Below are 12,738 nucleotides of genomic sequence, written 5' to 3'. Positions count from 1 at the left end.
TAAACGAAAACCTCCCCTTTTTTTTATACAGTCATGAACCCGTTCTGATGTACAACCATGCGCAATTTCAACCTTTTACCGATCCCAGCATCACTCCTTTGGCAAAGTGTTTTTGCAGGAACGGATACACCAGCATGATTGGAATCGTGGAGAACACGATAACGGCCATGCGAATGGTGAGTGGCTGAATCTCGGTTTCTTCAATACTCGTATCCCCAATACGGCTCTGAGCCAGAATGACAATTTCCCGCAGCCACACCTGTACGGGCCATTTTTCACTATCATTGATATAAATAACAGCGTTGAAGAAGCTGTTCCAGTGAGCCACCGCGTAAAAGAGAGAGAATGTAGCCATGGCTGGCATCGACAAAGGCAAAACAATACGGAACAATACGCCCACATCGTTGCATCCATCCATTTTGGCGGCATCCTCCAGTTCGTCCGGAATGGCTTGGAAGAAGTTCTTAAGTACGATCAGATTGAACGCACTTATGGCGGTAGGTAGCATCAGAGACCATAATGTATCCGTAAGGTGCAATGATTTTACGACAAAGTAGGTTGGAATCATCCCGCCGCTGAACAGCATGGTGAACAGTACACCCAGCAAGATCGGCTGACGTCCACGCAAGTATCTTCTGGAGAGCGGATACGCCATCAGCGACGTGAACAACAGATTAAGCAGTGTTCCGATGACGGTGATGTAGATGGATACACCCAGACTGCGAATCAATGTGTCTGTAGAGAAAATATAACGGTAAGCAGCGAGGGAGAATTCTTTTGGAAAAAGAATGAATCCTCCCTTGGCCACTTCATGCGGGCTAGTAAACGAGACGGCCAAAATATAAATGAACGGGATAACGGTCACGATTCCGATCAAAAGTAGAAAACCATGATTGAGGATATCAAAGATCCGGTTGCCCCACGTTTTATCCTGTTGCATTTTAATGTTCACTCCTGTCTGGTGAAGAACGTCTGCAGCCAATCATTAGTAGACGCCTTCCTCCCCGAATTTTTTGGCCATCGTGTTGGCACCCAGTACAAGCGCCAGTCCGACCACCGACTTGAACAAACCGACAGCAGCACTGTAACTGTACTGTGCCTGTGTGAGACCTTTGGTGTAGACGTAGGTATCAAATACCTCTCCCACATCCCGGTTCGTCGGCGTCAGCATCAGGAAGATCTGTTCAAAGCCTGTATCCAGGAAGTTGCCCAGACGCAGAATGAGCAAAATAATGATCGTACTGCGGATGGCAGGCAGCGTAATATGCCATGTCTGGCGCCAACGATTGGCACCATCCATCCGTGCAGCTTCATAGAGCTGTGTATCTACACCGGAAAGTGCCGCCAGGAAAATAATCGTGCCCCAGCCCACCTCTTTCCAGATGGATTGTCCAACAATCATCGTTCGAAACCAGCCAGGCTCAAGCAGGAACGCCACTTTTTGTCCCGTCAGGTTATAAAGTAATTCGTTAATAGCGCCGCCCTCGGTTGTGAACAGCATGTAGAACACACCAACCACAACAACCCAGGAAACAAAGTGCGGAACATATACCAGCGTCTGTACAAATCGTTTGAACCGTTCACGGCGAACTTCATTCATCATGAGTGCCAATACAATGGGCAGCGGGAAGAAGAACACCATATTATAGATCGCTAGCAAAAACGTATTTCGGAACAAGGTCCAGAACTGCGGTTCCCCGAAGAAACGCTGGAAGTGCTTGAACCCTACCCAGTCACTGCCCAGGATGCCCTTGTAAGGCGTGTAATCCTGAAAAGCCATCGTAATGCCGTACATGGGTATGTATTTGAAAATAACAAAGTAAAGCACGCCCGGTATCAACATAATATAGAGCCACCGGTTTTTGATGATGTCCCTCCACAGCAGGTTTTTGTCACTGCGGGTAGCGGGTCGTGTTCGAGCCGCCGTTTCGGCTTTCATAATGTCTTCCTCCCCACATTGGAAACGATTACAAAATATCACTTCCTGAATTCATGTCTTCATTGTGGAGGATAAACGGGTGACTGGCTATCGTCTCGTTTTAGCTTCTTATTTTCCCTTGTGCAGCAAGGGTTTAAGGCATTGGTAACTCTGGGCTGCTCTCCTGAATGAACCACTTTTAACCTTCGATACTCCCGTCTTAACTCTGCTCCAAACACAGAACAAAGGATGACCATAAAACAAAGAAAAACCTGCCTGCCATGGCAGGCAGAGCAGGTTGCTTTTATCGCTGCTGCTCCCGGTATTTTCCGGGGGTAGTTCCCGTAATTTTACGAAATGTACGGATAAAAGCGGTAGGGTTCGTGTAATTGAGTTTCTCGGCAATCTCCGATATTTTCAGATTGGTCGTCTGCAGCCAGGTCTTGGCTTTTTCCATCCGGTATTCCGCAAGGTATTCCGTAAAGTTCACACCAGCCTCCTTCTTGAACACACGGCTCAGATAAACGGGATGAAAATTCAGTTCTTCTGCGCAAGCTTCCAGTGACAATTCACGATCATATCGCTCCTCGATCAGCCGAATCATGCGCCGGGCAATATTCAAATATTGAGACTCTTCCTGCTCGCGCCAGAATCGAATGACGGGTCGAAATAAACATTTGCGGAACCAGTTCGTCATTTCATCCAATGTGGACAACTTCAGCAATCGTGCCATGGAGGCCTTTTCACCCAATACTTCCGCAACATTCCCACCCTGCTCCTGTACAAGCTGATACACACGGGACATCAACTGAACCATGATAACGGGGTATTCGCTGAAGTGCAGCTTCTTGTCTGCGAGCAGACCGAGATATTGTTTAAAGTACGCATCGGTTTTCTCCTCGTCCCCTTGCTTTAGCGCAGAAGCCAACTGGTCTTCAATCATCCTGAGCTGTGTATATAGTGCTGCTTCTGTCTGACCGCGCGGCTGAATATCCTCGTAATGCAAAATAATACGGCTACCCAAACTAACCCTGCCTTGCAGAGCCTCCCGACTTTCCTGGTAAGCCCTCGGTGAATCACCTATTGCAGAATAGGAGCGACTAATACCGATACTTACAGGCAGATTCAGATAGGTCACGACCCGCTCACGGATCAATTCCGCTTGAGTGTGCGTCCACTCTTTGAGTTGTACTTCATCATCCAACACGGATGCCAATACCGTAACCTGGGCGTCATCAATCATGACAGGTGCGAAACGAATCTCAGAGGGCAGCAGTTCACCGACCATATTGTTTAACGCGAACAGCAGTAGATCCCGGTCCTGCTCTTCATACCTTGTCCCTTCAAGGGTATCAATCTGAAGGGTAAGTACCCCAAGTCTAGACCATGAGGTTGGAAAATCGTATAACTGGCCCTGATATCTGAAGTCATCTTCCGATATTTTGCCTGTAAGCAGTTTGGTCATAAAAAATTCCTGCAAATGAACATGCTGGCCCTTCATCTGCTCACGCATCGTTTTCTCCGAGCTGAACAAGGTCGATAATCGCTCTTCAATGTATATAAATTCATCCTGACGACGTCCCGACGGAGCCATTGGAGAATCCAGCCCTTTCGTAAACTGCAGTAGTCTGGAAATGGGAGAATACATCTTGCGACTGCCATAGAAGGCTACTAGTCCCGTCAAACATAACATGACCAGTGTAGCCACACCTGTAACCAATGCAATTTTCTGCGACTGGGCGGTTATCTGACTCAGCGATACAACGGAAACATACAACCAGCCATTAAGTGGTGACTGCCTGTAGCTAACCGCCACCTGGCTTCCTTCCACCTCTGCGCTGAAGAAACCCTCCGACTGTCCCGTCGTTTGTACCTTTTCGTGGATTTCCTGATTCAGCGTATCGTATTTCCCGTCTTGTTCTGTGTCGTTGAGAAAATATTTCTGCTCCCGATCAAGGACGTACATATCCCCTGAATTCGGATTTCGACTTAGAAATGTACTTAGCTCTGTATCCGCTATGTCTATAACCAGAAATCCCTTTGGTTTCACATTCGTGGGTATCATTGGAATCTTGAATACCATGCTGACCACATTGTCGGATGAAATAAGGGTAGGCGCAGGTTCTTGTGCCGCTTCACCGACTCCGGCCGATACCGGTATACTTTCTTTGGTTGAACTCACATTTTGCGTCACCCAAAACAGGCTGTTTGTATATTTCAAATAGGAACCAATCCGGTCCCGAATACTGAAATCATCCAATTTTCCAAAGGATCGCATCGAAACGACCCAGTCTTCATCCAGATTCACAAGATAGGCCTGATCAATATTTGTAACCGATTGCAAATTATTAAATCCGGAAGTCAGATCACGAATTTCCTGAAATTCGCTGCTGTCCAGCGGTTTTTTCATCGCTTGTAATACCAGTGGAGAATTCACATATTGGATGGACGATAATTGCAGGCTACGCAATACTTGTTCTACCCGCATTTGGGTCTGATGCAGAATCTGCAAATTACTCTCTCGCACCTTCTGTTCAATGTCACGTGAAGCAATCGAATAGGAGACCGAACCAATAACAATGACTGGAAGGGCTCCGAGTATCATGGTAAAACAGAGCAAACGCAGCAGGTATTTAGGCAAAAAGAGCATCCTCCTTTGTGCATTTTGGGTGGTTTGAACGAGAACGATTTCGGAATCAATTCTCGAACTAATGCAAAACGTATGTATAATATCGCTTTCATTGGATTAATTTACTATTGTTATTTTAAAACCCATTGTTATTCAAGTCCACTATTTATTCTTAAAGGTTGACTTCAAAGCAATTTCCAGTTTATATTAGTTGCATATTCCTCAATCAAAGGAGAGATTTTGATGTCGGTGAGCGTTCTTAACTAACAAGTTTCATATTCAGGAGTTTGGCCTTCGATTCACTTGTGCCTTGTGGCATACGTGTATTTCATGATGCGCCATTACCCTGTACTTAGTTAAGAACAGCGGATATCATAAATCGCCTCCGGGATTGTACTTGTCCGGGTCTATTTCCGCGCTGTGTTCAGCGTGGATTTTTTTGTATAGACCTATAACGGGCCTTACTTTCCCTTACGTTAAGGGCGGAGAATGACGTTTGTTCATTCTCCGCCCTTTTTGCGTTTTCCGGGAATATGTTCCATCGCTTTAACCGAAATTCCATTTTATTTCCAAGGAGAGATCAAGCATGAATGAAAAAACTTTAACCAGTCTGGGTTATCCCCAAATTCAAAAAAATGTTGCCGCCTGTGCCCTATCCTATTTGGGCAAACGTTATGCAAGAGACATGAAGCCAATGGTAGACGCTCCTCTGATCCAAATGCGTCTGGAAGAGACCGCTGAAGCCGCTGCTTTGATTCGTAACGGCGCCAGTGTGCCCATTCCTTCACTCGATGGCATGGAGACCATCATGGATCTGCTGGGCACCGGTTATTTATTCACGGAACGTGATTTCAGCCATCTCGCCCAATTTCTTCGCAGCTGCGCGCAGCTTATGAAATACATGGAGGGCAAATCCGAAGTGGCCCCGACAGTTAGTCGCTACGCTTCATCCATGATATGGATGGAAGCCTTGCTGAGCGAGATTGAACGCTGTATCCATAGTGGACGCATTCAGGATCAGGCGAGCAAGGAACTGATACGTATTCGTAAAAAAATGACTGTGAATGAGGAACGCATGAAGCGCAAGCTGGATTCTCTTATAAGCAAACACCGCTCCATCATGCAGGAAAATGTGATCAGTCAACGTGGCGGAAGAACTGTCCTGCCCATCAAGAAAGAATTCCGCAAACATGTTAAAGGCAGTGTGCTGGATGAATCGGGAAGTGGCCAAACCGTATATATTGAGCCTGCTGAATTAGTAGGTCTGCAAATGGAGCTGGCTTCACTCCAAGCCGAGGAATCACGGGAGGAGATGAAAATCCTCGGTGACTTAACCTCCCTTGCAGAGTCTTATAACCGAGAAATCTCACTAAACACCGAAACGGTAGGAATTCTGGATTTCCTGTTCGCCAAAGCGAAATATGCAGCCACCATGGACGGACGGACTGTACGTGTCAATGCCAATGGACGGGTTCTGCTTCATCATGCCCGCCATCCGTTTATGGGTTCATCCATGGTTCCGCTTGATTTTGCAATTGGTCAGACGTATTCCTCACTAATCATTACAGGGCCGAATACGGGTGGCAAAACGGTTGCACTCAAAACATTGGGTCTGCTCACCTTGATGATGCAATCCGGTCTGCTTGTGCCTGTCGCTGAAGATGGCGAGATGGCCGTATATCATGAAGTCGCTGTGGATATCGGTGATGGACAGAGCCTGGAGCAAGCACTCAGTACCTTTTCTGCACATATTCGTAACATGATTGGCATCCTGGAGCAAGCCAATTCATCGACACTTGTGCTTATTGACGAGATGGCCTCCGGTACCGATCCCGGTGAGGGAGTGGGGCTCTCCATCGCCATGCTGGAGGAGCTGCACAGCCGTGGAGCTACCGTTATCGCCACAACCCATTTTGGGGAAATCAAACATTTTGCAGCAGGTACGCCTGGATTTGAGAATGCCCGAATGGAATTCGATACGGTCTCTCTTCAACCTCTTTATCGATTGCGGATCGGAGAAGCCGGGGATAGTTATGCCTATTCCATCGCACTGAAATTGGGTATGCCACAGCGTATTATTGAGCGCTCCAAACTCATTTCAGATCAGGGTGTCCCGCAAAGTGTCTCTTCCAGCTGCACTCCATCCGTGCTTAACGTAAATTCGTCGTCAACGCAAATAAACAGCACGGCTGAACATGAACACTTGAATAAAACAAAGAACAAGATGAAACCTGTGAGCCCGTCCGTACAAACCGGAACAAGAAAGCACTCTGCTGATCGGTCTGAATCAGTAGAACCCACCACCCCTGCCAAAGTATTCCGAAAAGGGGATCGCGTCTATGCAGCTTATCTGAACCAATCAGGCATCGTATGTGATGTGGAGGACAGTCGCGGAAATATCGGAGTCATGCTGCGTGGACGCAAAGTCAAAATTCACAAGAAACGTCTAACTCTGCACATCTCCGCAGATGAACTGTATCCGGGTGACTATGATCTCGACATTGTGCTGGAGACCAAAGAGAACCGCAAAAAACGCAAACTGATGAATCGCAAGCATGTGGAAGGACTGAAGATTGAATTGCCCCCTGAAGAATAACCACAGGATTGATATAATAGGTTGAGTTGCTATACTTTAATAAACCTTATCGATCGTTCGTGGTTAGAAATTCATTGGGGAAGGAAGACTCATATGTCTGTTGAGCAGGATACAAAGAAAGTCACTCCAGAAGTTCTCATATGTCCTTTGTGCGGGGAGCCCAATGGCTGCTCCTATGCCGCTGGCCGTCCTCATTCAGAATGCTGGTGTAACCGGGCTGTGTTCCCAGAAGGGGTATTTGACCCCATTCCGGCAGAACAGCGCAGGAAGTCCTGCATCTGCGAGGCATGTCTGGATACGTACAAAAAGAAGACAGAGCAAAATAAAGAGCCCCACAGTTAACCCTGTGAGGCTCTTCTTCTATCGATATGATTTTGTATTGAAATATAGACCCTTACTTCTGCATTTGTTGATAATGCGCTACAGCCTGCTTCAATACAGGATGACTCTCATCCATGGACGTATACTGGCTGAGTGCTGCTTCAATTCCTTTTTGCTTGATCGTAGTCTGGAGTTCTACGGCTTCCGGGTCTTCGGAAATGTCAAACTTGCAGGCAGCGGCCATACCCATTGCCAAATGTGTTGTCTCCGTTCCGTACTCGTAAGCCTGGAGAGCCGGGCGAACCAGACGGTCATTCGGGGATAGTTTCCGCAGTGGAGAACGTCCTACACGAGTTACCTCATCTGTCAGATGTGGGTTAACGAACCGTTCCAATATTTTGGCAATGTACAACTGATGATCGTCGGCATTGAATCCAAAACGCTTCACCAGAACTGCTCCGGTTTCCTGTAAGGCACCATATACGATGGATTTGACTTTTTCATCAGCAATAGCCTTCTGAATTGTATCAAACCCGTTCACATATCCAATATAAGCGGCAATACAGTGTCCGGTATTTACGGTAAACAGCTTCCGTTCGATATAAGGCTCCAGATCATCAACATACATTACACCCTCAACCGGTTTGAACGCAGGAGCCATCTGTGAACGGTCCACAACCCATTCATAGAAAGGCTCTACCTGTACATGCAATGGATCTTCATGATGCTGAATCGGCACAATCCGATCCACGGCAGAGTCCGGGAAATACACGTACTGATCCGCAAGCAGGCGAGTACGTTCATCAAGCAGACCATATACATGTTCTTTTAACTGAGTGCTGGCACCAATTGCATTTTCACAAGCAATAATGTGAAGGGGCTGGAAGACATCACCTGTTCCAAGTCTGGATGTAAGTCCTTTGGCAATACCCGGAGCAATATGTTTCAGAATGTTCACACCCACTGCGGTTGTGATCAGTTCAGCTTCTGCAACGTTCTGAGCAACAGTATCCAGATTGGTTCCATCGATTGCACTCACACCGGTAACTGTCTCCAGGTCCTTGGCCTCGTTAGCCAGTTCAACCGTGTATTCTCCACGCTGCTCCAGAGCCTTAACCAGCTCCTGGTTAACGTCCGAGAAAACGACATTGTAGCCTGCACGGGACAAAATCAAACCGATAAAGCCACGTCCAATATTACCTGCTCCAAAGTGAAGGGCCTTCATAGTTCCATTTCACTTTCCAAAATAGTGATGACTTCTTCAGCGGTTTGAGCATGACGCAAAGCTTCCATGTTCTCTTCCTCGGCGCAGATGACTGCGATGCTGGTGAGGATCTCCATATGTTCTCCGCCCTGAGCAGCGATACCAATGACCATATACGCCTTCTCTTCGCCAAAATCAACACCTTGCGGGAACTGAATGACCGATATACCTGTGGACAAAATGAATGGTTTGGATTCCTTCGTGCCGTGTGGAATCGCAAGTCCGTTGCCGACATACGTGGAAACAATCTCTTCACGCTCCAGCATTTTGTCAATGTATTCAGCAGTGATATGTCCCGCGTCTTTCAAAATTTGACCTGCCATACGAATCGCTTCGTATTTGTCCTGAGCCGTTGCATTCATGATGACTTTATCTTTAGTTAACACACTCATGTTTAAATACCTCCAATTTCGGTTTTACTGCGGTAAAATCCCGCAAGTTCTTGGGACAAGTAATGAATAAGATCATCCCGGTTGCCTTTTTCAAGTAATGTGATCATTTCTTCTTGCAACAATAGTGCACTGATCTCACTCAGTACCTCCAAACTTTCCTTCGATAACTGTCTAGGTCCTAGCATCAAGAGCACATGGCTGACACCTGTCGGGTCTTCCGGCGTACACAGAAGCGGCTCTGTCAACTGGAACAACGTGATTGAAGGACTGTGAATGCCATCACTGCGTGTATGAAACAGAGCGAGGGAAGTCCCGGGAATTTTCTGACTTCCAACCGCTTCACGCTCCTCCAGCAGCCTGGCAATCTCTTTAGGATTATTTAACACACCCGATTGATGTAAAACACTGCACATCGCATAGGCCGTTTCCAAAAATCCGATCTCCCGATTATCCAGCGGGAACACCTGAAACTTGCCGATAATCTGTACGATTTCAATCAGGGTAGCTTCCAGTCCAACCGGATCGGAAATTCGTCCTGTTGTCCTTGAATTTGCCTCAGTTGGGGGACTATGTTCCCGCTGAAGCGTCGTTGTCCTGATGAAGTGCCTTAAACGTTCGCTTTCTTCTGCCGTCAGCAGTGGGCTCACCTTGTAGTATTGATGTTTATCCATTGGCAGATCCACAGTAGAGAGAACCAGATCATATTCCGCCTTCGGTATACGTGCGGCTTCATACCAGGACACACTGTCCACAATCCGAATCTCGGGAATTTCCTTGGACAGACGGCTCGATAACATCCGTGAAGATCCGATCCCGCTCGTACAGACGACGACAGCCCTGATTTCACGTTTCAGCACCCGCAGTCGTTCAATGGAAGCACCGAAGTGCATCACCAAAAATCCGATCTCCTCATCCGGAACATCCGTATTGGGCCAAGCCTCTCGAACTGCTTGCTTTACATCCTCAAAGAGTGATTCATAATCCTTGCGGATCTGTTGAAGCAGCGGATTACGGATGAGCTGCCGCTCATCCATTCGTTCCAGTACTGGCTCCATATGGGCAATCAGACCTTCACGGAGCAGACGATCCTCATGGAACGAATAATGAGTTTTCTGCTGCATCCGATCTGTGAGGGAACGAACCATGTCAAGTAAGACCAGATCGTCTACGGGCAGCAGACGCGAGGAATGAATCGATTGCTCGATTTCAATCAGCAGCCTGTGAAAATAAGCCTGCTCCTCGCTCACAAACTCCAGTCCAAGCTGGGCAGATAGAACACCGCACAAACGATAGGCTAAATATTCCGGTACCTTCCGCTCGTCTTGCAAAGGCATTCCAACGTCTTTTTTGTCCTGTTGAGTGCACCGACCTATGCCAAAGCCTTTGCGAATCCGCACAACGGCTACAGACAATTGAATCAGCAGCTTCATGTATTGACGCTCCGGTATATTTTCCAACCACTCAATATCCGGCTGCCATAATGCATTTTCGATCGTAAGTACATCCTCATGCCCTATCATTTCCAGAAGCTTGCTGCTTACTTTGGAAACTCCTTGCTCCGCTTGTCTACCGAACAAATCGGATTCATCCAGATATTCAAGAGCGAGCGCGGAAATAGCCATGCGATGAGCCAGCTCGCTTCCGTTGATCTTGACCCCATATCCGCGCCTGCGAACCAACTTCAATCCTGCCAGATGAATGCGTGGCTCCAGATCGTCCAGATCATTGCTTGCCGTAGACACGGTAACCTTCAGATCTGAGGCTAACGCAAGCAGCTTCACAGGCTCGGATTCATTCAGCAAAATACAAAGCATGAAGAGTTTACGCTCTTCGGGCGTAAACTCCACATATTCGTTAAGCTCAAGTTGTTGACGCAATACGGCCAAATCATCGGAACCGGGATCAATTCGAACCCCGGTTCCTGATTTTTTTTCCAATCTCATGCCAAGGGGCTCAAGCCATTGTTCAATCATCTGCAACTCTCGATGTACGGTACGAGTGCTTACTTTGACCGCAACAGCTATATCGCCAGCAGTTACCTCATGAGGATGCTCCAGCAGGAACTCCACGATCTCACGCTGTCTCCTTGTAATATTACTCATCAGGAGTAGGATTTGAGGCGCTCCACCAGTGCCTCATATTCAGGACTCTTCAGGAAGTTATCGATGGAAATATGCTCTGCATTAGGAGCCACGGATTTGGCCCGGTCTGTCAATGTTTTCTGTGTGATGACGATGTCGGCATCTTGTGGAATCTCACTGATCGCCGTGTTGGTTACAGCGACATCCACACCGGCTGCCTTCATTTTCTTCCGCAGAATCGAGGCACCCATGGCACTCGAACCCATACCTGCATCACAGGAGAATACAATTTTATTGATATCCGTTTTCACTGCCGAAGAAGCAATATCGGCTGCACGGTCAGCTTCACGATTGTCTTTATCAACGGTGAGGTTGCCCGTTTTGCCCTGATTTTTCATATCTTTCATGCGGTTGGAAGCACTGTCCAGATCTTCGTCGTCCTTCTTTTTACCTGTTTTGAGCAGCACAGATGCTACGAGGAACGAGATGATCGCAGCTACGGCTACCCCTGCAAACATGCCAAGGTATCCACCCTTAGGTGTTAACAATGAGTAGGCAATGATACTTCCCGGTGACGGTGCGGATACCAAACCAGCTCCAGTCAGCATGAAGGTCAATGTACCTGCTACCCCACCAGCCATCGCAGCCAGAATCAGTATCGGTCTCATCAGAATGTAAGGGAAATAAATCTCGTGAATCCCGCCAAAGAAATGGATGATTACAGCACCTGGAGCGGAAGATTTTGCTGATCCGCGACCGAAGAAGCAGTATGCCAGCAAAATGCCGAGTCCAGGTCCTGGATTGGATTCAAGCATGAATAATACAGATTGGCCCAGTTCTCTTGCTTGATCCGTACCAATTGGTGTCAGAATCCCGTGGTTGATCGCATTGTTCAGGAATAATACTTTTCCTGGCTCAATGATCAGGTTGACCAGAGGAAGAAGACCAGCATTCATCAAAGCTTCTACCCCAGCTGATAACACCTTGCTAATCGCTTCAACGAAAGGCCCGATGCCTTTAAGGGCCAGAAGGGCCAAAATCCCACCAATAATACCAGCGGAGAAGTTGTTAACCAGCATCTCAAACCCGGATTTGATTTTGCCATCGACAGCCTTGTCAAATTTCTTAATGACCCAGGCTCCCAACGGCCCGGCTATCATGGCGCCAAGAAACATTGGAATGTCACTGCCGACAATAACCCCGATGGTCATGATCGCACCGACTACACCACCACGTTGGCCGTGTACCATGGTACCGCCGGTATAACCGATAAGCAAAGGCAGCAAATATTTGATCATTGGATCAACCAGCAATGCAAAATCTGCGTTAGGGAACCATCCTTTTGGAATGAACAATGCCGTAATTAGACCCCAGGCGATAAATGCACCCATGTTCGGCATAACCATACCACTTAGGAAACGTCCAAACTTCTGAACGCCGACCCGTATTCCTCCGCTTTTTTCGGACTTTGCGTCCACTGAACTCATACTGAAAACCTCCTCAACATATTAAACCTTGATTCCACTGAATTTTGACA

The 12,738-nt window shown here is 47.3% G+C and carries 9 protein-coding genes; 2 read left to right on the top strand and 7 right to left on the bottom strand.

Annotated features, from left to right (window positions below; translation table 11 throughout):
• Nucleotides 1-67: 67 nt before the first annotated feature.
• The 3 genes from DC345_RS13130 to DC345_RS13120 all read right to left on the bottom strand — a co-directional run bounded on the left by DC345_RS13130 (nucleotide 68) and on the right by DC345_RS13120 (nucleotide 4,559).
• Complete coding sequence (locus DC345_RS13130) at nucleotides 68-940, bottom strand: carbohydrate ABC transporter permease (RefSeq protein ID WP_113053475.1); 873 nt, start codon at nucleotides 938-940, stop codon at nucleotides 68-70.
• 45 nt (nucleotides 941-985) lie between these two features.
• Nucleotides 986-1,939, bottom strand: a complete 954-nt coding sequence (locus tag DC345_RS13125; protein ID WP_063566889.1) for an ABC transporter permease — start codon at nucleotides 1,937-1,939, stop codon at nucleotides 986-988.
• Between the two features lie 283 nt (nucleotides 1,940-2,222).
• A complete protein-coding gene (locus tag DC345_RS13120) occupies nucleotides 2,223-4,559 on the bottom strand; it encodes a helix-turn-helix domain-containing protein (protein ID WP_181586578.1) in 2,337 nt (778 codons plus the stop codon).
• 574 nt (nucleotides 4,560-5,133) lie between these two features.
• Here DC345_RS13120 and DC345_RS13115 point away from each other — a divergent pair.
• A complete protein-coding gene (locus tag DC345_RS13115) occupies nucleotides 5,134-7,143 on the top strand; it encodes an endonuclease MutS2 (protein WP_113053473.1) in 2,010 nt (669 codons plus the stop codon).
• 93 nt (nucleotides 7,144-7,236) lie between these two features.
• Nucleotides 7,237-7,485 (top strand): cysteine-rich CWC family protein, encoded by a 249-nt coding sequence (locus DC345_RS13110; RefSeq protein WP_113053472.1) that lies wholly within the window; start codon nucleotides 7,237-7,239, stop codon nucleotides 7,483-7,485.
• Between the two features lie 52 nt (nucleotides 7,486-7,537).
• Here DC345_RS13110 and DC345_RS13105 read toward each other — a convergent pair whose 3' ends face one another.
• The 4 genes from DC345_RS13105 to DC345_RS13090 are packed head-to-tail and all read right to left on the bottom strand — an operon-like array spanning nucleotide 7,538 to nucleotide 12,688.
• Nucleotides 7,538-8,689: a mannitol-1-phosphate 5-dehydrogenase gene (locus tag DC345_RS13105; protein ID WP_113053471.1), complete on the bottom strand. Its 1,152-nt coding sequence runs from the start codon at nucleotides 8,687-8,689 to the stop codon at nucleotides 7,538-7,540.
• Nucleotides 8,686-9,120 (bottom strand): PTS mannitol transporter subunit IIA, encoded by a 435-nt coding sequence (locus DC345_RS13100; protein ID WP_113053470.1) that lies wholly within the window; start codon nucleotides 9,118-9,120, stop codon nucleotides 8,686-8,688. Before DC345_RS13100 ends, DC345_RS13105 begins: the two co-directional genes overlap by 4 nt.
• A 2-nt stretch (nucleotides 9,121-9,122) precedes the next feature.
• The gene (locus DC345_RS13095) at nucleotides 9,123-11,222 is read right to left on the bottom strand and encodes a BglG family transcription antiterminator (RefSeq protein ID WP_113053469.1); all 2,100 of its coding nucleotides are present in this window, start codon (nucleotides 11,220-11,222) and stop codon (nucleotides 9,123-9,125) included.
• Complete coding sequence (locus DC345_RS13090) at nucleotides 11,222-12,688, bottom strand: PTS mannitol transporter subunit IIBC (protein ID WP_113053468.1); 1,467 nt, start codon at nucleotides 12,686-12,688, stop codon at nucleotides 11,222-11,224. The genes DC345_RS13095 and DC345_RS13090 overlap by 1 nt, the downstream gene beginning before the upstream one ends.
• Between the last annotated feature and the right edge of the window lie 50 nt (nucleotides 12,689-12,738).

The organism is Paenibacillus taichungensis (assembly GCF_003287275.1).
Taxonomy (GTDB): Bacteria; Bacillota; Bacilli; order Paenibacillales; family Paenibacillaceae; genus Paenibacillus; species Paenibacillus taichungensis_A.
The sequence above is the reverse complement of the archived record's forward strand: the minus strand, read 5'-3'. Positions and strand labels throughout refer to the sequence as shown.